Genomic DNA, 22,871 nt, shown 5'->3' with positions numbered 1-22,871 from the left:
GCCATTTGATATAATCTTTCAAAGCGTAATATTGCGTAGTTCTTGTTTTTCCGGAGAAATTGCAATGTACAGAGTCAGGAGTTTCTTTACAATCGGTGCGGCAGTTTTCATCGCCGTGTTGCTCGTCGCATCTGCGGCGACGAAAGTGAGTGCACAGGCGATGCCGAGTCGGGAATCGCTTTCGATCTCGTTTTCGTCGATCGCCAAAAAGGTCGGGCCGGCGGTCGTGAGTATCGAAACAAAGGGCAAGGTTCCGGTGACCGTCGCCACGGGCAACTCGACGCCCGGAGATTCCGAGGATATTCTCGACTTTTTTCGTCGGCAACAGACACGGCGGCCTGCGTTTTCGGTCGGGAGCGGTTTTATAGTCGATAAGGCCGGGTACGTCATAACCAACGCCCACGTGATCGATAACGCATCGCGTATTACTGTCAAACTCGACTCCGGTGAGGAGTTTATCGCCAAGGTCATCGGTGCGGATGAGGAGACGGACATCGCGGTGCTGAAGATCGACGCGGGACGCGAACTTCCGGCACTCGCCTTCGGGGATGCGGACAAGTCCGAGGTTGGCGACTGGGTGCTGGCGATCGGTTCACCGTTTGGGCTTGAGAAAAGCGTTACTGCGGGTATTATCTCGCAGAAAAAGCGTGAAACGCCCGGTACGTCGGCATTTCAGAAGTTTATCCAGACCGATGCTGCCATCAATCGCGGCAACTCCGGCGGACCACTCGTCAACCTCGACGGCGAAGTGATCGGCGTTAATTCGCAGATCGCGACGACGAGCGGCGATTCCAACGGCGTAGGATTTGCCCTGCCGGCGGATGAAACGGAGCGTGTATTTGGTCAGATATTGAAATTCGGCAAGGTCAAGCGTGGTTATCTCGGAGTGCTGCTTGATACCGTAAAAGCCGAATACGCAAAGGTTTACGGACTCGGAGATGAGCGCGGGGCAATAATCACGGAACTCCGCGACAAACAGAGTTCGGCGGCTCTAGCAGGTTTGCAGGTCGGCGATGTGGTGGTCGAATTTAATAAGCAAAAGGTCATAAGTGCTCAGGACCTGATCGCCAAAGTGGCTTCGACGTCGCCGGACACCTCGGTCGAAATGGTCTTTATGCGTGAGTCGGCGAGCGGCGTCGAGAAAAAGTCTATAACGATCAAACTCGCTGAACGTCCGACCGTTACACGGGCGTCTGCGGATGACGATAGCGGCCGCAAGTTGCCGGTCGACGGGGTCAAGCCGCCCGAAAAGCCGTTTGGCCTAACACTCGCGGACCTTACCCCGACGCTCGCCGCGACCTATAAACTTGAGGGCCAAAAAGGTTTACTTGTAAGGGAAGTCAATCCGGCGAGCTACATTGCGGATATTCGCACCAACATCGGCGAACCGGTGCTGAGTGAGGGCGATCTGATCCAGCGGATCAACCGTGTGAGTGTGACTGATACAAAGAGTTTTGGTGAAATAGTGGCAAAATTAAAGGCCGGCGATCCCGTAGTTTTACAGGTGATCTCGTACGATCCGCGGTCAAAGACGGCTCAATTTAAGTTGGTTCAATTTACAGTTAGATAGGATAAATATCCTTAATTTTATGGCAAAAGCAAAACAAGAAACGACTAAGAAGACAGTAAAGAAATATTACAATTACATCGGCGGCGAGTGGGTCAAGTCGTCGTCCGGCGAGTGGTTTGACAACGTTAATCCCGCCGACACATCCGATATTGTCGGGCGATTTCCGGCCTCAAATCAAGATGATGTCAATGCCGCCGTCGCTGCTGCCAAGGGTGCCGCGACGAGGTGGCGCCGCACGCCGGCCCCGAAACGAGCCGAGATACTATTCACACTCGGCGAAATTCTGCGCAAGAATAAGGACACATTTACGCAGCAGATGACCCGCGAGATGGGCAAGGTGCTCAAGGAAGCCGGCGGCGATGTGCAGGAAGCAATAGACTGTACGTACTATACAGCGGGCGAAGGCCGCCGCCTACACGGATTTACCACACCGGCCGAAATGCCCAATAAGTTCGCAATGTGCGTCCGCCAACCGGTTGGCCTGTGCGGGCTGATCACGCCGTTCAATTTCCCGATGGCAATCCCGTCTTGGAAGCTAATACCGGCTCTGGTTTGCGGTAATACGGTCGTTATCAAATCCGGCGAAGATGTGCCGCTTTCGACGATCAATCTTGTTAAGTCGTGCGAGGAGGCCGGCATTCCGGCAGGAGTCGTCAATGTTGTAAATGGATTCGGCGACGCGGGAGCCGCACTTGTCGACCATCAAGACGTTCGGCTGATCTCGTTTACCGGTTCGACATCGACCGGACGCACGATCGCCGAGGCGTGTGCCCGAGATAACAAGATCGTCAGTCTCGAAATGGGCGGCAAAAACGCGATCATCGTGATGGATGACGCCGACATTGATAATGCGGTCGACGGTTCGCTATGGGGAGCGTTCGGCACCAGCGGACAACGCTGCACAGCTTCGTCGCGACTGGTCGTACACAAAAAAGTCTATAAGAAATTCTGCGAAAAGCTCGTCGAACGAGTCAAAAAGCTCCGCGTCGGCAGCGGCCTTGATCCGCGGACAGAGGTCGGACCCGTGATCAACGAGCGGGCGATGGAAAAGATTCGCGGCTACATCGAGATCGGCAAGATCCACGACAAAGCCACGCTCGCCTGCGGCGGCAACATTATGACCAAAGGCGACTTCAAGAATGGCTATTTTATTGAACCGACAGTCTTTACAGACGTGAAGCCGGGCATGCGGATCGGCCAGGAAGAGATCTTCGGCCCGGTCACGAGCGTGATCCCATTCTCGACGCTTGATGAGGCGATCGAGATCGTCAACGGCGTCGCATACGGCCTTTCGTCGGCGATCTATACACAGGATATCAATCAGGCCTTTTACGCGATGCAGGAACTATATACCGGCATTTGCTACGTTAACTCAGCCACCATCGGTGCTGAGGTCCATCTGCCGTTTGGCGGAACCAAGGGTACGGGCAACGGCCACCGCGAAGCCGGAACACAGGTTCTTGACATCTTCACGGAGTGGAAAGCACTGTATATCGATCATTCGGGCAAGTTGCAGAAGGCTCAGATCGATGAGGTGGAAATATAAATATGGCACGGATGGAAGAGGGAGAAATTCTCGATACCTCTGCCCTCCGTTTTGATGGTTACAAGCACTAAGAAATGAAACGTCGCGATCCGAGGTCGACTTGGAATTTTCCCGATCTTTGCGAGCAGATCAAGACGACTAGAGTCTTCCCTGAAGACGAAATGGATTGTCTGGCGGCCTTTTTTGCCGTCAAGTGATATCTCGGAAAGTGGGGAGGCGAGACGCTGTCTCTTCACTCGAAAGAGAATATCGCTTTTTGGTTACTATTCCTTCATTTGTATCGGACCGAGATTCTGGACGAGTTTCGTTTGATGCCTTATTGAAATGATTGGCGAGTTAAATTTCAACTTCGTCGTGAGGAATGTGCAGCCGTAATTCGCAAGACATTTCGTCGACGCGGTCGACCTGCTAAGGTCATTCCATTTAGCGGTGATTGGCAGAATTAATGTCCCTACAGATCATTATTGTTTTGGCCGTTCTGATCTTGGCGGCGTTCCTTTTCGTTACCGAGAAGTTTCGGGTAGACCTTGTGGCTCTGCTCGTTATGGCGTTGTTGCTTATCTCGGGAATAATCACGCCGTCGCAAGGGCTCGCCGGCTTTAGCAACTCGGCGACGATCACGGTCGGGTCAATGTTTGTCTTGGGCGCCGGGTTGTTCAAAACGGGCGCCGTCAATTACCTTGGCGAATTTACAAATAGCGTTTTCAAACGTGGTTTCTGGGTCGGCATTATCGCTGTAATGCTGATCGTCGGCCTTCTGTCAGCCTTTATCAATAACACGCCGGTGATCGCCATCTTCCTGCCAATTTTATTGGGCGTTGCAAAGGAAACCGGCATTAGTGCGTCAAAGATCCTAATGCCGGTTTCGTTCGCCTCGATGTTTGGCGGCGTTTGTACTCTCATTGGCACATCGACAAATATACTTGTCAGTTCCATCGCGGAAAAAAATGGACTCAGAGCATTTACGATGTTTGAGTTTCTGCCTCTGGGGCTCGCGATGTTCGCTGTCGGGGTTGTTTATCTGCTGATCGTCGGAATCCGTTTGATCCCGGAGCGACGCGGTGGTGAGAATTTGGTCGACAATTTCACAATGAGTGAATATTTGACCGAAGTCGTGCTTCTGCCGCATGCGTCATCGGTAGGGAAGATGATCAGGGATGCACCCATCGTTCACGACCTCGATCTCGGCATTGTAAAGATCCAACGAGATGAGCTGATCATTCAACTTCCGACGCCTGACGTGATACTACAGGCCGGCGATATCCTTTTGATCCGCTGTGATCTTGAAAACATTCGCAATCTACAAGAACGCGAAGGTGTACTTTTTCAGCCGCAGACCAAATGGCGTGATGATAACGTCGCTCTCGACAATTACCGCTTGATCGAAGCAGTTATCGAACCAAACTCGAACTTGATTGCCGACACCCTACAAGGCAGTCAGTTTCGGGATCGTTACGGAGCAAATGTTTTGGCGATCCGCCATGGTGGACGCGTCGTGCACGAAAAGCTCTCCAACACTGTGCTCCGCGGCGGCGACGTGCTACTGATGGAGATCGAGCAGAGCCGGATTGCGGCCATCAGGAAGAGTGGTGAGTTTATCATCACCTCCGAAATGGAGACGACAGCATTTCGCCGTGACAAAGCTATCTTTGCGATCCTTATCGTTGCCGGCGTTGTTCTCGCAGCGACCTTTAACTTGGCTCCGATCGTCGTGACCGCTCTGGTCGGAGCGATCGCGATGGTTTTTACACGTTGTATTTCCCTTGAGGAAGCTTACATCGCGATCGAATGGAAGATAATCTTTCTGCTTGCCGGAGTTCTTTCACTCGGCGTTGCGCTGGACAAATCGGGAGCGGCAGGGCTGCTTTCGTCGAATATGCTGCGATATATCGGTGTCTACGGACCGATCGCTCTGGTTTCTGCGTTTTACCTTCTAACGTCGCTTCTCACTGAAACGATGTCGAATAACGCGACGGCGGCGCTTCTGGCTCCGATAGCTATCGCTACTGCAAACACAATGGGAGTCGAGCCAACGCCATTTTTGATGGCCATAACCTTTGCGGCCTCGGCAAGCTTTATGACACCGGTTGGCTATCAGACCAACACAATGATCTACGGGCCGGGCCAATATAAATTCCTTGATTTTGTTAAGGTCGGCACTCCGCTGAACATTATGTTCTGGATAATGGCAACGGTCTTGATACCTATGATTTGGTCGTTTTAGTGAGAATTCAAATCGTAAAACTTATAGCGTCATTAATTGTTTTTGACCGAACGTAATGATATTTTAATGATTCACGAAATACATTGTTGACGATACAAAAATCGCCCTGTTTGGAGACTTTATATATGAATATCGGATTACCAAAAGAAATCAAGGATAACGAATACCGCGTCGGCTTGACGCCCGCGGGAGTTCAGGCATTGACGCACGCTGGCCATACTGTTTTTGTGCAAAAAACTGCGGGCGAAGGCTCGGGTTTTAAGGACGAGCAGTATGCAAAGGCCGGCGGGCAGATGCTGGATACGGCAGACGAGGTCTGGGCTGCCGGCGATATGATCGTCAAGGTCAAAGAACCGGTCGCACCGGAATATCCGCGGATGCGAGAGAATCAACTGCTTTTCACGTATCTGCATCTTGCACCTGAGTTTGAACTGACCAAGCAAATGCTTGAGCGAAAGGTTACGGGCGTCGCGTATGAGACCATCACGAGCGGTCGCCGTTTGCCGCTGCTGATACCGATGTCAGAGGTTGCCGGACGTATGTCGGTGCAGGTCGGTGCAACCTATCTTGAAAAAATGAACGGCGGCCGCGGTATTTTGCTCGGCGGTGTTCCGGGAGTGCCGGCGGCAAACGTCGTCATTCTCGGCGGCGGGATCGTCGGTACCGAGGCGGCGAAAATGGCTGTTGGATTGGGTGCAAAGGTCACGATCATCGACCGCGATCTCGACCGTCTGCGACAGCTCGATGATATCTTTCTGTCAAAGGTTCAAACGCTCGCATCGTCGCGTTATCAGATCGAAGAAGCTATTTCACACGCCGATCTCATCATCGGTGCGGTTTTGGTCGTCGGTGCCGCAGCTCCGAAACTCGTGACCCGCGACATGCTGCAGCTGATCCCGCACGGTGCAGTCCTCGTTGACGTTGCCGTCGATCAAGGCGGATGCTTTGAAACGACGCACGCGACGACGCACTCGAACCCGACCTATTACGAGGAAGGTGTGCTGCACTACTGCGTAGCCAATATGCCGGGTGCCGTGCCGAGAACCTCGACGTTTGCTCTGACAAACGCGACCTTGCCTTACGCTCTTGCTCTTGCTAATAAGGGGTTTGAGCAGGCTATCAAGGACGATGCCGGGCTTGCTGAAGGTGTGAACACATACGCCGGAAAGCTGACCTACGAAGCGGTTGCAACCTCGCAGGATCGCGAGTACACGCCGCTCGATTCGTTGATCGACCTGAGTGCTCAGGCAGCGTAATCTCGGGTATGTTTTGAACGCGGACGACGCGGATCGTTTGGAGCTTTGCAGATCTGGGAGATCAAACTAATTGATCTCCCTCATCTTGCGAAGTTTGCCCGCTCCGTTAAGTCCGCGTTCTTATTTTTGCTTTTATTTGCCAATGCCATTGTCGGAAACATACACTAAGTAAGTTAGATATGTACGAATTTGCCGTTACACCAGCTATTACTCAGCTTCGCCGTCCGGGCGTGATGATCACCGAAGTCACTCCGGCGAGCCTCGCCGAAGAACTTGAGTTAGAACCGAATGACCGGATCGTCAAGGTCAACGGCCGACGTGTGCGTGACTATCTGGATTTTAGATTTCAGACGGCGGGTGAAACGGAATTGACCTTTCAGGTGAAAAAGCCTGATGGCGAGACGATCGAGATCGAATTTGACCGAGACGAATCCGAAGATTTTGGGTTGATGTTCGAGCAGATCGTGCCGCGTCAATGTGCCAATGAATGCCTGTTCTGCTTCTGCAAAGGCAACCCGGACGACGCACGGCCTTCGCTGTTCGTTCGTGACGAAGATATTCGTCTGTCGTTTCTCTACGGCAACTACACCACACTCTCGTCCATCACGGAGGACGAGATGAAGCGGATCATCGAGCAGCGTTTGTCGCCGCAGTATGTCTCGGTCCATGCGACGGATCTCAAAACGCGGGCGTATCTGCTCGGTGTTGACGAATCACGGGCGGATATCTCCGATAAGCTCGAGCGATTGCTGGCGGCGGATATTGAGCTTCACGCTCAGGTTGTCTTATGTCCGGAGATCAACGACGGAGCGATCCTCGAAAAGACGCTTCGCGACCTTGCCGAGCATTATCCAAAGGTTGTTTCGACCGCGGTCGTGCCCGTTGCGTTAACGCGTTACAACACTGACGAACGCCTTACCCGCGTTACGCCGGAATTTTGCCGCCGGACGATCGTACAGGTCGAAGCCCTGCAAGAAGAGTTTCGGTCAACACTCGGCGATACCTTTGCATTTCTCGGCGATGAGATCTACCTCAAAGCGGGGGCGGAGATACCGGCACGCAGTCATTACGGCAATTATCCGCAGATCGAAGACGGAGTCGGAATGATCCGCACTTTTCTCGCCCAATTTGAAACCGTGTTTGAGAATGGTGTGTCCAAAGACCGGCGGTCAGAAGCCGTCGATCTGGCAAAACAATTCTTTAAGAATGTCCGGACACACCCCGAGGCCAAGGTGCCGGTCGAGAAAGAGGGCGTTGCGACGTCACTGGATTATCCGAGCGGCCGATTGTTCGGAACGATCCTGACGGGCGAGATGTTTGCCCCGACGCTCATAGAACAGATCGAACGCTTTAATAGTTCGTCCGGATCCCGGCTAAAGGTCGTCGCCGTACCCAACATTTATTTTGGCGGCGATGTCTCGGTCACCGGATTGCTGGGCGGGCGGGATCTTTTGGCTGTCCAAGATCAGGTCGTCGGCGATTTTGTGATCATACCACGCGTTACGATCAAATCGGATGAGCCGATCTTTATAGACGGAATGGCCTACAGCGAACTCAAACAACAGTTTTCAACGCCGGTATTCGATCTCGATACCGACGGACTTATCAAACTGCTCCGGCATTGAAAAAAGGCAGGCCGTTCGGGCCCGCCTTTCTAAACCGCATATCAGACAAATGCCTTACTGACGGGTGAAGTTATAGGTGATAACGCCGGTCACCTTGATGGGTACGTTCGATAATAGTGTCGGCGTAAATCGTGCGTTTCGGGCGGCCTGTTCGGCGGCGGTCCGGAGCATTGGGTGTCCGCTGACGGCACTAGCTGAGATGACCTTTCCGGTTTCGTCGATCACTACCTGAATATCCACCCTTCCTTGTGCGTTCATAGCGATCGCCGCGGCCGAATACTGTGGTTTCGGCAATGAGGTCGCGCGGCTATTTACGACACCAATCGACTTTGGCGGGCCGGGCTTGGTGACCGGCGGATCGCGTTTGACGGGCGGCGGAGCGTACTCGGGTTCAGGGTCAACGTTTTCGGGCTTCAGATTGGGGCCGCCGATACCGGTCACCGTTCCGCTCGATACACGGCCGGACCCGATCGGATCTGCATCGCGTTTTCCCAGTTGAAAATCGCCGGGCGGGCGGGACATTACCGGATTTCGAGCCACCGATGTAGTTGTCGGCACGATCGTAGGTTCGAACGTCGACGCCATATTTTCCTTGCGAGTCGGCAATTGGGTCGATGTCTGCGTCGGTTCGGCACGGGGACGAGTGGGCTCAGGCTTAGACGCCTCAGCGGCCATTTCGACCGGTGCGATCAACGTGGACGTTTCCAATGACCCGTTTCCGAGGTCAAAGTCTTTGGCGTAGATGCTCACAACAACGGCGGCGAGAAACAGCATTCCTACTACCACCGACGAGGTCATAAAGTAGCTTCGGCGATTTTTTATATCGGCGCTTACGGGTACGGATTCGATCAATCTATCAAACATATTTTCCTCCTACTGGTGCCAAAGGTTCTTTTTGAGAAAGCGATCAATTTGCTTTCCTGGCGAACTTAGACACCGGCGACGGGGAAATGTTCCCGTTGACGAGAAATAAATATTTGAGTTTAGGCGCTGAGTAGCGGGTTATACATCATTATGGCGTGATTTTCGGTTACGAGTTCTTCCGTTAACATCCCGTCGATGAGGCTCGTACTGCGTTTCCAAATTCGATTGTGGCGAGTATAGCCGCCCCACGGCTGCATTTTGATCAAGTGATCCGTTTCGAAGACCTCGTATTCAAATTCGGATGGTTTACTGCCCAGAAGTTCGCCGTTGAGATATTCGTCGTCGATCCAGAGGTCGATGCGAAAATCTTCGGTCGTATTATTTGTAAGCTGAATGTCGATGTAGTTGTATGACAGCGTCGCGCCGCAGGCAAACGGGATCTTGCGGTTGATGTCCGGAAATACGTCAAACCCGTGCCGGTACCGTTCAGTGACGGTCAGAGGCGAATGCAGAGCCATCCAGTAGAGCAGATTGCCAAGTTGGCATAGTCCGCCGCCGATGCCCTTCTCGAGGCGTCCATTGTGAAGAACGAGGCCTTCGAGGTAGCCTTTTGCCGCCGTCGGGCGCCCGACAAGTCGCCACAGCGAGAAGGTTTGGCCGGGTTTGATCACGACTCCGTTGATCGGAGCGATCGCCAGCCTGAGATTGGTGATCTTGTTATGCTGCAGATACATTTCGACATCGCGAAGCGGCCGCAGCATCATCGTTTTGTGCCGAAATATTGAGTGCTCGATACCCGTAATTGGGATCGGACGTGCAAAGCTCGATGCATTGGCAAGCCATTTCAGCCGCCTTTTGGCTATAAAATATTCTCGCCCAAATAGCTTGCGTAAATTACTTCGTTTATTAGGTTTCGGGACGTTCTGATTATTCATTAACTGATTTCGGCGAAGGCGCACATTTATATTAGACGATAATTGCCATCTATCGCTGATCGACAGTTATCACTCAAAGATTCTTAACCGAAATTATCTCAGCTGCTATCGAAACCGCGATCTCTTCGGGGGTCCGACTGTTGATCGGCAGTCCGATGGGGGTACGAATACGACTAAGTTTGTCGGAGGCGAGGCCTTCGTCACTGAGTTCTTTGATCAGCGTCGCCATCTTGGCTTTACTTCCGAGTACTCCAAAATATTTAACCTGATGATCGATAAGCTTGCGTATCACCACTGCGTCACTCAAATATCCCAGAGTCATCACCACGACATAGACGTCATCACCGGGCGGAATATGCTCGGCAATTTTATGGTAAGAGTCCACGATAGTCACACGGTCGGCAAAGCGGTTCTTTTCGATCGTATTCAATTCCGGCCGATCATCAAGAATGTGGATTTGGAAATCCATTCGCGACATCAATTCGCTCAACGCCAGGGCACAGTGCCCACCGCCGATTATGAACAGTCGCTGAGGGCTGTTCAACTCCTCGGAATACTTAAAATCATCTAGATGCCGCTCAAAACTGATCCGTCCGGAGTAGTCCGGATCCATCCGTCTCGTACCGCAAAAGTCGGGTCCGGCACTGAAATACGTCGATCCAAAAAGGAGGAGATAGCCGCCCTCGCCGGTAAGAGCATCGTAGATAATATTGACGGTTTGGAGGTCTTCAGGCGTCAACTCCTTAAGAATTACAGTTTGTTGTCCTGAACAGATCATTCCGCTGGCGTGCTCGGCATTTCGGCGGTGAACTTGCTCTATTAGCGAACCGGTCGCTATCGGTCGCGGTCCTGAAAGGATCGCTCTGGCTTGTTCAACCAATTCGACCTCCATCACGCCACCGCCAATCGAGCCGCAAAGGCCACCGTCAGCGCTTACCGCCATTTTATAGCCTTGTCGCCCGGGGCTGCTGCCGGTGCTCTCGCCGACGACAAGCAGCATCACCTCTTGGTTTTTTGCCAAACGGTCACGGATAAATTGCCATAGCTGGAGGTCTTTTTGCACTGTTGAAATTTTACCGCAAAGGAACTTGAAACCACAGATAAATACGGATAGATACAGATAATAAGCCTGTTGAATCGATCCGTGTTCATCAGCCGTTAATTTTCTACTGCTTTAGTATCAGAGTAAAGATTCATCAGCACTTTTTCCGGAGTGAACGGCAGGTCGAAATCGGGCGAGCAGACGGCAAATGATCTGACAGCATTTCTGATCGCGAAGTATGCGGCGATCCCGTACATTAGCGGGGGTTCGCCGACGGCTTTTGAGTTGAAGATGGCGAGGTTTTCTCTCGTTGTTTCAAGCGGAAGGACGTCGATCTGTTTTGGTACAGAATAGATGTCAGGCACTTTGTAAGTCGAAAGTGCGTTTGAGCGAAGTTTACCGGTTTCGTCGTACACAACCTCTTCCATCGTAACCCAGCCGAGGCCCTGGACGATGCCGCCTTCGATCTGACCGAGATCGACAGCGGTGTTCATCGAGGTGCCGAAATCGTGACAGCACTTCACGTAATCGACCTCGTAACGGCCGCGCAGACAATCGACGGTGACGCCCACGATCGCTGTGCCGTAAACGTGATAGGCGAACGGATGTCCCTTTGCCGCTGTCCAATCAAATCCGATTCCCGGCGTTGCGTAATGACTGTGTTCACTGAGGTTTACGCGTTGGAGATGGGCTTCCATCACGAGTGTTTGCCATTTGAGTGATGTCTTTTCGCCGTTGCGATAGACATATCCGTTTTCGAGCGACAGGTCACTTATGTTGGAGGCCTCGACCAAGTCTTGAGCGATGGCGAAAAGCCGGTCGCGGATCGTTTCACACGCGATCTCCGTTGCCTTGCCGTTAAGATCAGCAGCAGCGGACGCGGCGGTAGGACTTGTGTTAGCGATACGTAACGTGTTGGTTGTATGAACCTTAACCTCGCCGATATCGAGCCCAAAGATCTTCGCCGCGACCTGTGCCATTTTGGTATTAACACCCTGACCCATCTCAACCGCGCCGGTCGAAACCGCGACGCTGCCGTCGGTGTAAACGTGGACCAAGGATCGTGCCTGATTCATCGGCGTTTTGGTAAACGAGATGCCGAAACAGACCGGCATCATCGCCAGGCCTTTTCTGAAATATCTTGAGGTCGCGTTAAACGCGTCAGCGTCGTTTTGCAACGCCGCGAAATCGTATTTTACATCAGCTTGCGTCCACGACGTGACCGCGTCGCTCTCAGCTTTTTGGCCGTAAGGGAATTCGTCTCCGTCGGTGAGCAGGTTCGTTCGCTGAATTTCAGCCGCCGAAAATCCGAGCTTTTCAGCGGCGTGAACGATCGCTGATTCGATCACGAACATTCCCTGCGGCCCGCCGAACCCGCGAAACGCAGTATTCGGCGGCAGATTGGTTCGGCAGCAATAGGCGGTCGCCGTGACGTTTGGAACAAAATACGAGTTTGTGCAGTGAAACAGCGTTCGTTCAAGCACCGCCGGCGAGAGATCGCAACTTGCACCGGCATTCTGATAGAAGCTCGCCTCATACGCGACTATCTTGAGATCGCGGTCGAGACCTATTTTGTAATCTGACGAATACGGATGGCGTTTGCCGGTCATACGCATATCTTCCATTCGATGAAGCGTACATTTTACGGGACGTTTTGTGATCTGTGCGGCAACGGCACAGATGCCGGCCCAGGCGTTGGCCTGATCTTCTTTGCCGCCAAAACCGCCGCCGAGTCGTTGCACATCGACCTCGACCTGATGCATCGCGAGTCCGGTCACACGACAAACCGCACGCTGAACCGCGGTCGGTCCCTGGGTCGAAGAATACACGCGAATGCCGCCGCCCTCCATCGGCACTGCGTATGCACCCTGCGTCTCGATGTATAGATGTTCTTGGCCGTTCTGCTCGGTTCGGCCCTCAAATACGTGTTCGCAATTGGCAAATGCGTCGGCAATGTCGCCCATCACGAATTTCTTTGGCGGCACGATCAGATCACCGTTCGCGGCCGCCTTTCGGGCGTCTGTTACCGCAGTGAGTTCTTCGATATCAATAGTGACCCTTTTTGCCGCTTTGCGGGCAAGTTCCTCGCTCGTTGCCAGCACGATCGCGATCGGCATACCTTGAAAATGAACTTCGCCGTCAGCCAGCAAAGGCTCGTCCGGCACAATGCCGCCGATCTGGTTCTCGCCGATGATGTCTTTCGCGGTAATAACGCGGAAAACGCCTTCGGACGCTTCAGCCTCGGTCGTATCTATCGCGTTCAGTTTCCCGTGGGCGACGGGCGAATCAAAAACGCAAGCATAAAGCGTCCCCTGGACAACGGGAATGTCGTCCAAATAAACAGACTCGCCGCGAACGTGTGATCTTGAATCAATGTTTTTCATTAAAAAAGGAATTTCACCACAGAGACACCGAGGGCACTGAGAAAACGATCTGAAAAAATTCTGAGTTCTCCGTGATGAATCATATGCCAAACAGCTCTACAAAATGAGCTCTAAAAAGCTGCCTTAGCAACAGCCGTTTATATTGCTCCGTTCCGCGTACGTCAGAGATCGGCGAGATCTCGGACTGGATAATTTCGTTTGCTGCGGCGATAGTCTCCAGAGTTACCGGTTTGCCACGCAGGAATTCAGACGTTTGCCGCAGATACATCGGGATCGGGGCGACACCACCCGCTGCGACGTGGGCATTGACGATGGTGTACGCTACGGACTGGCCGGGCTTGGTGCCCGGTTCGGTCAAAACCGGAGGCAGCCAGCTATCGCCCGGCAACGCTCTGACTTCGAGAGAGATCGCCGTGTTGACGGTAGCAATATCGAGATAAGTGCGTTTGCAAACCTTTTCGAAATTGAAGCGAAAATCGCCGGTCGGAATCTTAAACCTGACGGCAGTGATGATCTCGTCAGGATGCTTTGCGAGTTGCTTGTAACCGAGGTAAAGGTCTCGCAAAGGCAATGTCCGGGGATCGTCACTGATGTCTTGCAGACTTGGCCACAGGTCAACTTCGGAATCCAGGCCTAAAAAGAAAACGGTCATATCGCCGATCGGTGAACCGTTGATCAAGTTGCCCGCGAGCGTCGCCATATTCCGGATCGGTGTCGAAGATACGAGTTTTAGATGTTTGTAGAGATCAGGGAATATCTCGTTCATCAGCGGCGATTCGAGCAGATCGGTGACGGTCACCGACGCACCGATCTCGATGTTGTTGCCAATTTTGCGGATATTGCGAAGCTCGTCGGTATAAAGCAAGGGCGTCGATGCGGACTCTGCCATCGCCTCGGGCCGCTGAACGTATAGGTCCGTACCACCGCCAGTCAGAACCGCCTGCGTCAGAGTTCTAATAGATGGCACACTGATATTTTGGAGAACGCTGAGTCGCGACGCGATACCTGAGAAATATGGTGGAACGAACGGAGCTCTGGCACACGCATTTTGGTCGCCCGTTGACGTGGTCTCTTCGGACAAGCGTCCGCTTACGTGACACGCCGCTCGCTCGATCGATCTATATCCCGTGCATCTGCAAATGTTGCCGTCGATAGCGGAGACTGCCATTTCAGGAGTTTTGGCGGTACTGTCGACAGCGAAATTTGTAAGCGACATTACAAAGCCGACGGTGCAAAAACCGCATTGCGTGCCGCTTTCGTCGACCATTGCCTGTTGAACCGGCGTGAGCGACCCATCCGAAGGGTTGATGCCCTCAATGGTGACAATATGCTTTCCGGCCGCATTGGCGAGCGGCATCAGGCACGAGGTCATCGTCCGGTAGCGAACTTCACTGCCGACCAGTTCGCCGACCATTATCGTACACGCTCCGCAGTCGCCTTCACGGCAACCGATCTTAGTGCCTTTGAGATTTTGCCGATAACGAACGAAATCGAGCACGGTGATCCCCGGAGCTATATCGACCGCGATATCCTGATCGTTGAGAATTAAGTTGATCATCAAATAAACTTTCCGTACATCGATGCGGTAAATGCCGCCTAAAACTTTCTTATTAGCAGAACACCTGCGGTTATCAATACGATTCCGGCGACTCTCGCAAAACTTACCTTTGTTTCCGGCACGTCGAGCAGCCCAAAATGGTCGATCACGAGCGTTACGAGCATCTGGCCCGCGATTATCAGGCTAAACGTCAGAGCTACACCGAGTCTCGGTACCAACACGACGGTTGCGGCCACAAAGAATGCTCCGAGCAACCCACCGATCCAAGCGATGGGCGGAGCGTCCTTTGCCGATGCTAAATTACCGAGCGGCGTTCCGGAAATGAGCAGATACGCGAGCAGTGCAAGTGTTCCGATAACAAACGAAACAAACGCTGCCAGCACCGGGCTATCAATGGCAAAAGCCAACTTGTTGTTGATGGCGGCCTGTGTCGGCATCATCGCACCGGCAACGAGAGCTAACAATATAAAAATAAATGTGTTCGACATCGTCGGGTCAATACGCGGTCTTATCGGGCTTTTCGGTCCAGGCTCGAAACACCTTTTGTGCTTCTTCGCGAAGTAGATTCTGCATCGGCAGTTTACGCTCGATATTTGGCCTTTCGATCTCTTTGTAAAATTCCTCGTCGTCAAATCCGGCGCTCGCCGCGTCAACCTGTGTGCCGGCGTAAAAGATGGCGGCGGGACGCGACCAGTAGATCGCTCCGAGGCACATCGGGCACGGTTCGCACGATGTGTAGACAGTGCAGCCGTCAAGCTGAAACGTGCCCAGATTATTGCAGGCGTTACGAATTGCAACGACCTCCGCGTGAGCCGTCGGATCATTGGTCGAGGTGACCTGATTGTTGCCCTCGCCCACTATTTTGCCGTCTTTCACAACGACACAGCCAAAAGGGCCGCCATCGTTGGACTCCATCCCGAGACGGGCGAGTTCGACAGCACGCATCATAAATTGTCGGTCAATATCGTTCATTACTGTTTCGGTGGTGTTATTTTGATCTCGTACAACTTTTTCCAGTTCTTTCCGGTCACAAAGATGCGATCCTTTTCAGCATCATACGCGATGCCGTTCAGAGTATTCTCGGCCTTTGGGTCATACGGATCGTTTGATCTGGGTTGGTCGTCCGGCGAAATGCCGGCGAGGTCGATCCAGCCGAGCAACTTGCCTGTCGCAGGATCGATCCGAGCGATATAGTTTGGTTTGCCGAGTATATTGGACTGTTCGGAATGCCACACGTTCGCCCATATTTCGCCCTTGATGTACTCAAGTTCGTTGATCTGCATCAGCGGTTTGCCGTCCTCTCGCATTACTGAGAGCATACGTTTCGGTTTGAAGGTTTCCGGGTCCACCACACGCATCACGTGTGTGCTGTCCGTCATAAAGATGTCGGTGCCATCCGTCGTCATACCCCAACCCTCGCCGGAATAGCTAAATTCTTTAAGCAGCTTGAGGTCATTCGCATCAAAGACGCGCCCTAACCCCTGCCGCCACGTAAGCATATATATCTTGCCGTTGAGCAGCACGATGCCTTCGCCAAAATCCTCGGGCGGCAGATCAAATTTCTGGACGATCTTGCCGGTCTCGAGTTCGACCTTCCTTATCGAAGACCGCCGCTCTTCGCCGGTGCTCTCGTACAAAAAGCCGTTGTAGTAAAACAGCCCTTCCCTAAACGCTTTGGGATCGTGCGGATACGCCTTAACGATCTCATAACCGTAAACGGGTAACGCAGTACTGACAGTTTTGGTGTTCGTGTTGGTGTTAACGTTCGGTTTAGCCGTATTTGCCGCCCCACCGCACGCAAGCGACAACGAAACCGAAATGATTAAGAATAAAAAACGCATAAAGATCTATCCTGGGATCTATTTGGCTAACGCCTATTTTACCAATGCTTTAGTGATCGCCTTTCTAAATCCAGTGGCCGAAAGTTGCCTAACCCGCACACCGTTCACGAAAACCGTGGGCGTTCCGCCGATACCGTAATTTTCGCCGTCAGACTTATCCTTGAGAACCTCGGCCGCGATCTTTTCGGAGCTAAAGTCTATCTCAAATTGTTTCACATTCAAACCAAGTTCGGCCGCATAGCGTTTGAGCGAAACCGGGTCGAGAGCATCTTGGCGTTGATATAAAAGGTCGGAATACTCAAAAAATTTGCCCTGTGCGGTGGCGGCACCCGCCGCGAGTGCGGCATTGAATGCATTCTCGTGAATCGAGGTCAGCGGAAAATCGCGAACTACGAATCTGATCTTACCCGGAAACTCGGCGATCGCCTTCTTTAATATCGGATGCGTCGCCGAGCACGCGGGGCACTGAAAGTCGCTAAACATCACGATCGTGACCGGAGCGTTTGCAGGGCCCTGAGCAGGGTCGTCATCGACCGAGATATTCTCGACGGGCGGTTCCGGGGCGACCAACTGTATCTTGACGTTGTATTTGGCAAACAGTCGTCCGCTTAGATCATCAACCAACTTCTCACGTTCCTCATCTGAAAAATCCTTGAGTTTGTTGGTGATCTCTGCCGCAAAATAGTCTGCAGTATCGATACCCTTAGCCTTTGCTTCCTCACCGGCGAGCGTCCGAAGGATGAGATCATCCAGCTCGAAAAGCGCCCGGTCGATCGCGTCGGCCTTGAGGTCAAACAGTTCCGCGTGGGTTGCAGCGTCAAACTGCCCGGCGGTGATCACTGTGCCGGCGACGTTGACGAGTATGTCGGCAGGTTTCAGATCGCGGGCGTTCACATCCCGTACAGCTGTGACCTTGTATTTTGCACGTAACCCGGCGATCAACGCCTGAATTTGCTTTTGTTCCGCTTCGCCTTTCAAATATTTGACTATCATCTTTCGAACGTCGGCGAGCGGTTTATTGCCAAGAGCGTCGACGTTGGCTTTATAAACGGTGTTGATCTCGGCTTCCGTCGGTTCGGGGGATTTAGCTCGGATGTCGCCGAGCAGTTTTTCCTTAGTTATTTGTTTTCCGGCGGCCTCGACAGATAGAAGTGCTTCGGCCGTCAACTGCTCGAGCAGTTGGGTGCGGGCCTTGGCGGTATTTGCGGTCAGTCCGACGATCCCGGCCTGAGCCTCTGGCGAGAGTTCGGCCAGCTTGAATGTACGAACCGTCGACGTCGCCAATGGGTCGATCGGTTGCTGGGCCGAGATGGCGGCAGCAAAGAGTAGTAAAAATGCGATGTATATTGGTTTCATGATCGGCTTGATACTGCGATTAGATGAATTCTAACAAAACACGGTTGGATTGGCATTTTGTTGAAAGACAACGTTGTCCGTTCCGTCGATCGTTTGATTGCCAATAGCTTGCTGGGTGGCATCTGCATCTAAGTCGTTGGCCGGTGTGTGGCAGGCCGAGGCCGACCGTCCGAGAGGGCGGTAACAATGGTGATCAGGCAATTGACAGCATTTTTTTAAGGCATCTGTCGGACAACAAGTTCGGTCATCTTAGAGATTTAATGCGAAAACTGCTAATTTATAGAGTATGACCGAACCAAAGCGTATAAAAGTAAAGCCGGACATCCGTGCGATCACTCGCCTCGTGCCGCCAAGCGGTAACCTTGTCCAGGGCCAGTCCGAACTTCCTATAGATCCACAACTCGCTGCCGAAGCGGCGTCTATAATTGCCGCCAGTCAAAACCATTACGGCGGCAGTGAGGGCGATGCCGGCCTTCGCAAAGCGGTCGCCGCCAAGATCGCCAAATATAACGGGATCGAGGTCGATGTGGACGCCCGCCCGTTCGAGGTGATGATCACGAATGGCGGTACGGGCGCATTGATCGGGATCGCTCAGAGTTATCTGCGGGGCAATTCAGCTCTTGTGTTTGAACCGTATTATCCATACCATCGGCGAATTTTAGAGGACTTTGGTTCTAAGACCGAGACCTTTGAGCTTGATGAGAATTTATCCTTTCAAAAGGACGCTCTGATGGCCCGTTGTAAGCAGTTGAAAGACCGCACCGCATTTCCGCTCAAGGTCATCATCGTCTGCTCGCCGGCAAACCCAAGCGGCAAGGTTATGTCGCCCGCCGAACTTGAGGCGATTGCTGACGTCGCCAAAGAATTGGATCTGCTGGTCGTGTCGGATGAGGTTTATGAGCATTACGTTCTGGGCGAAAACCCGCACATACCGATCGCTTCGCTGCCAGGAATGTGGGAGCGTACCATCACGGTCAACTCGTTCTCAAAGTCGTGGAATATCTCAGGCTGGCGCCTTGGTTACGCATACGGCAAGGGCGAACTCATCGCACCAATAAATGCTGTCGCAAATGTCATTTATGTCTGCCCGGTGACACCTTTGCAGGCGGCACTATCAAGGGTTTTGATGGCGGACGCAGGCTACTATCCGGCACTACGCGACAAGTTTGACGGCAAACGCCGCTTTACATCCGAGGTGCTAACAGATCTTGGGTTTGAGATCTACAATTCCGGCTCGTGTTTTTATATTTGGGCCCGAATACCGAGGCAATTTAACGATGCTATCGCATTCAACGAAATGTTGATGCGTGATGCCGGTGTCGGGATGACGCCCGGAAGTGCCTTTGCCGACAACGACGTCTGGGACGCTCACGTCCGTATTTGTATCGCACGGGAAGATACAATTCTTGAAGGTGCCATGGAAAAATTACGAGGAGTATTAGCTTAGGGCTTCGGTCAAATGGTGGGATCAATATGAAACGAATATCTGCAATATTTTTGTTACTCAGCTTTGTGCTCAACGCATCATCGGTCCTTGCCGATGAAGGGATGTGGACGTTCGACAATCCGCCCTTGAAGCAATGGAAGGAACGTTACAACTTTGAGCCTTCCAAGGAATGGCTCGATAACGTCCGGCTCGCATCGCCAAAGGTAAATGGTTCGTCGGCGGGATTTGTCTCGCCCAATGGATTGATCGCGACCAATCACCACGTCGCCGCCGGATATATCGAACGCGTTTCGAGCAAGGAACGCGACCTGCTCAAGACGGGATTCTACGCCGGATCACAAGCGGCCGAACTGAAGATACCGGACGCGAGTGCGTCAGTGCTTGTCGCATTTGACAACGTCACAGACCGCGTCCACTCTGCGGCGACGGCAGGCAAGACCGATGCGGAGATGGCGGCAAAGCGAACGGCAGAAATATCAGCGATCGAAAAGGATTGCACTGCGACTGCGGGCGGACTGAATTGTCAGGTCGTTTCGTTTTACAGCGGCGGCGAATACTGGCTCTATAAGTCTAAGATATATCGCGACATTCGTCTGGTGATGGCACCCGAGGAGCAAGCCGCATTCTTTGGCGGTGATTACGATAATTTTGTGTTTCCGCGGCACGATCTGGATTTCACGTTCCTGCGTGCTTACGAAAATGACAAGCCCGCAGCGACGCCAAACTATTTCAAATGGTCCGAAAAGGGAGCGGCCGACGGCGAGTTCATTCTGGTTTCCGGCTATCCGGGATCGACCGCACGACTTTTGACTGTTTCGCAGCTCACCTATCAGCGTGACATTGGCAACCCGCTTCAAAAGAAAGTCTGGGAACTCCGCCGCAAGGCCCTCGAAAATTATTCGAAGAAGGGAGATGAGCAGCATCGTCAGGCGTGGCCGGGAATGCGTGGTTTTGCCAATTCACTAAAACGCCTCGAGGGTCAGCAGGACGGCCTTTTGAATCCGAGAAATTATGGCCAAAAGGTAGCCGAAGAAAAAGATCTGCGTGACAAACTCGCGGCTAAACCCGAACTCGATAAGCAATTTGCCCCGGCGTGGAAAAATATCGGCGATGCTTATGCAAAACTGCCTGCGATGGCAAACCGTTTGGCGTTCTCAAACATTTCCGCTTCGCGACTTGCGTCGATCGCCCAACAGCTTGTGACCTATTCGATCGAGGCTGCCAAGCCAAATGACTTGAGATATCCGGAATTTCGCGATACTCGCCTCGAAGCCATTAAATCATCGCTCGCGTCACCGGCACCGATCTACCTCGATATGGAAGAAGCTTCGCTTCTTTTTTGGATGGAAGAGGCCGTAAAGACCCTTGGAGTTAACGATTCGTTCGTCAAGGCCGCGATCGGCAACGCCGAGCCGTCGGAGGTTGTAAAACGTGCGATCCGCGAGACCAAGCTGAATGATCCGGCGGCTAGACTAGCCTTGTTCGACGGCGGTGCCGCGGCCATTGCTGCTTCGACCGACCCGATGGTCACATTGGCTCGGCGTGTCGAGCCGGTGATCCGCGAGCTCCGCGAATGGAACGAAAAGACGATACAGAATGTCGAAACCGCCAACGGCACGAAGATCGCCCAAGCACGCTTTGCTGTGTACGGTAAGACGATGCCGCCAGACGCCAATTCGACGCTTCGGATCGAATACGGCAAGGTACTCGGTTATGACGAAGATACGACGCTCGTTCCTTACAAAACGACCTTTTTCGGACTCTATGACCGTGCATTTAGCTTTGGCGAAAAGTCGCCGTTCGAGCTCGCCCCGAGCCTAAAGGCACGCAAAGATAAGATCGATCTTTCCACACCACTGAACTTTGTATATTCGGCCGACACCATCGGCGGAAACAGTGGTTCGCCGGTAATAAATCGAGCCGGCGAGATCGTCGGCCTCAACTTTGACAGCAATAACCAAAAACTGTCGAACCGCTATTGGTACATCGAGGAAAACGAAGGCTCACGCGCCGTCGGGGTCCACACGGCCGGAATACTGGAGGCACTACGTAAGGTTTACGACGCTCCGGGACTGGTGAGAGAGTTGACGGGAAAGTAGGTACATCGGATCGCGGCTAATCTCCGTAACAGAGGTCGCCCATCGAGATCATTCGTTTTTTCGCGGTGAATCCATAGTTCTCGCCGTTCCACTGCCGAAGGTTGTTGGAACGCGTATTCAAGCCATCGCGGGTGTATTCCGGAAAGGCCGTTTTCCATTGGGCACAAGCCCGTTGGCGAACGGCCTTTCGTACATACGGAAAAACGATGGCGGAGAAACCGCTGGGATTCAGAGCTTCGTTGAGATGGTCGGTTATGAATGGCCGAAGCAGATTGGCTTCGTCGATCTCCGAATTAAATTTCCATCTGCCATTGTCGAGAGTAAGTGTTGACGGCCGAGAGCTTTCACCAATCTGCAGCTTTTCCGTCAGCCCTTGGTAAAATCTCATTCCGACATAATTTCCGTAAAGATCGGCATTTGAAAAAACGCCAGAAACAAGAAATCCGTAATATGTTCGTTCCGTAAGTTGCCCCCAACTTACGGCCTTCTGAGTAGCGGCGCGCGGTGTCGCACCTTTGGCTATCTGCCTCGAATAGATCTTGTAATACGAGTAGCCCTGTTGGAAAAGGTGTTCGATCTTATCGATCCCAAACTCGATGCCGTACATCCTGATCGTCGGACTTATCGTCAGATAATTGGTCGGCAGTGTCGCCCAGATCGAATCCGGAAATGACGTCGTGTATCGCGCAGGCTGACCGGAAAATTTGTGCGATTTCAGCCAGGATCCGATGTGGCTCAGCGGGAAAATGCCGTCGCCGAGCAGCTTATAGACGGCACCGGCGGCCGCGTCGTTGGTGCGAAGCTGCGCCAGAGCTTTGCGTTCGGTTTCGATCGAACGGCAACCGTTGCGGCGGGTATTCGTGGCATTCAAACACGCCTCGGCCGCTTCGATCTTCGCATTCAGGTTCGTGACTGCTTTTGAGATCGCATCCGACACATAACCATTTACCTCTTCGCCAATGTCCGCCAGAGGAGTTGGTGGCAGATTGTATTGGTCGGTCTCAAATGCCGGCACTCCGGCAATAAGCATCCCGATCATCCAGCAAGCCGCTATAAATTTTTTTATCGTTGCCTTGATCATCAATATCCGAGACCCGTCTAGATTTCTAAGATAGAAAGTAGCC

The 22,871-nt window shown here is 52.7% G+C and carries 17 protein-coding genes; 7 read left to right on the top strand and 10 right to left on the bottom strand.

Annotation, left to right across the window (positions count from 1 at the left end; genetic code table 11):
* Nucleotides 1–64 precede the first annotated feature (64 nt).
* From IPQ00_11150 to IPQ00_11130, 5 genes are all read left to right on the top strand, one after another.
* Nucleotides 65–1,570 carry a trypsin-like peptidase domain-containing protein gene (locus tag IPQ00_11150; GenBank protein ID MBL0241112.1) on the top strand — a complete coding sequence of 502 codons (1,506 nt, stop codon included), beginning with the start codon at nucleotides 65–67 and terminating at the stop codon, nucleotides 1,568–1,570.
* 19 nt (nucleotides 1,571–1,589) lie between these two features.
* The gene (locus tag IPQ00_11145) at nucleotides 1,590–3,116 is read left to right on the top strand and encodes an aldehyde dehydrogenase family protein (protein MBL0241111.1); all 1,527 of its coding nucleotides are present in this window, start codon (nucleotides 1,590–1,592) and stop codon (nucleotides 3,114–3,116) included.
* Nucleotides 3,117–3,561: 445 nt separating this feature from the next.
* Nucleotides 3,562–5,340 carry an SLC13 family permease gene (locus IPQ00_11140; GenBank protein ID MBL0241110.1) on the top strand — a complete coding sequence of 593 codons (1,779 nt, stop codon included), beginning with the start codon at nucleotides 3,562–3,564 and terminating at the stop codon, nucleotides 5,338–5,340.
* Nucleotides 5,341–5,465: 125 nt separating this feature from the next.
* Nucleotides 5,466–6,596, top strand: a complete 1,131-nt coding sequence (gene ald / locus IPQ00_11135; protein ID MBL0241109.1) for an alanine dehydrogenase — start codon at nucleotides 5,466–5,468, stop codon at nucleotides 6,594–6,596.
* A 179-nt stretch (nucleotides 6,597–6,775) separates the two neighbouring features.
* The gene (locus IPQ00_11130; protein MBL0241108.1) at nucleotides 6,776–8,221 is read left to right on the top strand and encodes a DUF512 domain-containing protein; all 1,446 of its coding nucleotides are present in this window, start codon (nucleotides 6,776–6,778) and stop codon (nucleotides 8,219–8,221) included.
* 54 nt (nucleotides 8,222–8,275) lie between these two features.
* Here the strand turns inward: IPQ00_11130 and IPQ00_11125 are convergent, their stop codons facing one another.
* From IPQ00_11125 to IPQ00_11085, 9 genes are all read right to left on the bottom strand, one after another.
* Nucleotides 8,276–9,085, bottom strand: a complete 810-nt coding sequence (locus tag IPQ00_11125; GenBank protein MBL0241107.1) for an energy transducer TonB — start codon at nucleotides 9,083–9,085, stop codon at nucleotides 8,276–8,278.
* Between the two features lie 119 nt (nucleotides 9,086–9,204).
* Nucleotides 9,205–10,020: a VanW family protein gene (locus tag IPQ00_11120; protein MBL0241106.1), complete on the bottom strand. Its 816-nt coding sequence runs from the start codon at nucleotides 10,018–10,020 to the stop codon at nucleotides 9,205–9,207.
* 73 nt (nucleotides 10,021–10,093) lie between these two features.
* Nucleotides 10,094–11,083, bottom strand: coding sequence for an XdhC family protein (locus IPQ00_11115; GenBank protein ID MBL0241105.1), 990 nt, complete (start codon nucleotides 11,081–11,083; stop codon nucleotides 10,094–10,096).
* Between the two features lie 95 nt (nucleotides 11,084–11,178).
* Complete coding sequence (locus IPQ00_11110; protein ID MBL0241104.1) at nucleotides 11,179–13,446, bottom strand: molybdopterin-dependent oxidoreductase; 2,268 nt, start codon at nucleotides 13,444–13,446, stop codon at nucleotides 11,179–11,181.
* A gap of 79 nt (nucleotides 13,447–13,525) precedes the next feature.
* The gene (locus IPQ00_11105; protein ID MBL0241103.1) at nucleotides 13,526–15,004 is read right to left on the bottom strand and encodes an FAD binding domain-containing protein; all 1,479 of its coding nucleotides are present in this window, start codon (nucleotides 15,002–15,004) and stop codon (nucleotides 13,526–13,528) included.
* Between the two features lie 38 nt (nucleotides 15,005–15,042).
* Nucleotides 15,043–15,492, bottom strand: a complete 450-nt coding sequence (locus tag IPQ00_11100) for a DMT family transporter (GenBank protein MBL0241102.1) — start codon at nucleotides 15,490–15,492, stop codon at nucleotides 15,043–15,045.
* Nucleotides 15,493–15,499: 7 nt separating this feature from the next.
* Nucleotides 15,500–15,976, bottom strand: coding sequence for a nucleoside deaminase (locus tag IPQ00_11095; GenBank protein ID MBL0241101.1), 477 nt, complete (start codon nucleotides 15,974–15,976; stop codon nucleotides 15,500–15,502).
* Nucleotides 15,976–16,845 carry a glutaminyl-peptide cyclotransferase gene (locus IPQ00_11090; GenBank protein ID MBL0241100.1) on the bottom strand — a complete coding sequence of 290 codons (870 nt, stop codon included), beginning with the start codon at nucleotides 16,843–16,845 and terminating at the stop codon, nucleotides 15,976–15,978. Before IPQ00_11090 ends, IPQ00_11095 begins: the two co-directional genes overlap by 1 nt.
* 33 nt (nucleotides 16,846–16,878) lie before the next feature.
* Complete coding sequence (locus IPQ00_11085; GenBank protein MBL0241099.1) at nucleotides 16,879–18,201, bottom strand: thioredoxin domain-containing protein; 1,323 nt, start codon at nucleotides 18,199–18,201, stop codon at nucleotides 16,879–16,881.
* A gap of 286 nt (nucleotides 18,202–18,487) precedes the next feature.
* Here IPQ00_11085 and IPQ00_11080 point away from each other — a divergent pair, with 286 nt between their 5' ends.
* Together IPQ00_11080 and IPQ00_11075 are read left to right on the top strand one after the other, a co-directional pair.
* Nucleotides 18,488–19,648 (top strand): pyridoxal phosphate-dependent aminotransferase, encoded by a 1,161-nt coding sequence (locus IPQ00_11080; GenBank protein ID MBL0241098.1) that lies wholly within the window; start codon nucleotides 18,488–18,490, stop codon nucleotides 19,646–19,648.
* A 26-nt stretch (nucleotides 19,649–19,674) separates the two neighbouring features.
* On the top strand, nucleotides 19,675–21,747 hold the full coding sequence (locus tag IPQ00_11075; GenBank protein MBL0241097.1) for a S46 family peptidase: 2,073 nt from the start codon (nucleotides 19,675–19,677) through the stop codon (nucleotides 21,745–21,747).
* A gap of 16 nt (nucleotides 21,748–21,763) precedes the next feature.
* Here the strand turns inward: IPQ00_11075 and IPQ00_11070 are convergent, their stop codons facing one another.
* Nucleotides 21,764–22,828 carry a hypothetical protein gene (locus tag IPQ00_11070; GenBank protein ID MBL0241096.1) on the bottom strand — a complete coding sequence of 355 codons (1,065 nt, stop codon included), beginning with the start codon at nucleotides 22,826–22,828 and terminating at the stop codon, nucleotides 21,764–21,766.
* Nucleotides 22,829–22,871 lie beyond the last annotated feature (43 nt).

Origin of the sequence: Chloracidobacterium sp., from assembly GCA_016720705.1 — a bacterium.
Lineage (GTDB): Bacteria > Acidobacteriota > Blastocatellia > Pyrinomonadales > Pyrinomonadaceae > OLB17.
The sequence above is the reverse complement of the archived record's forward strand: the minus strand, read 5'-3'. Positions and strand labels throughout refer to the sequence as shown.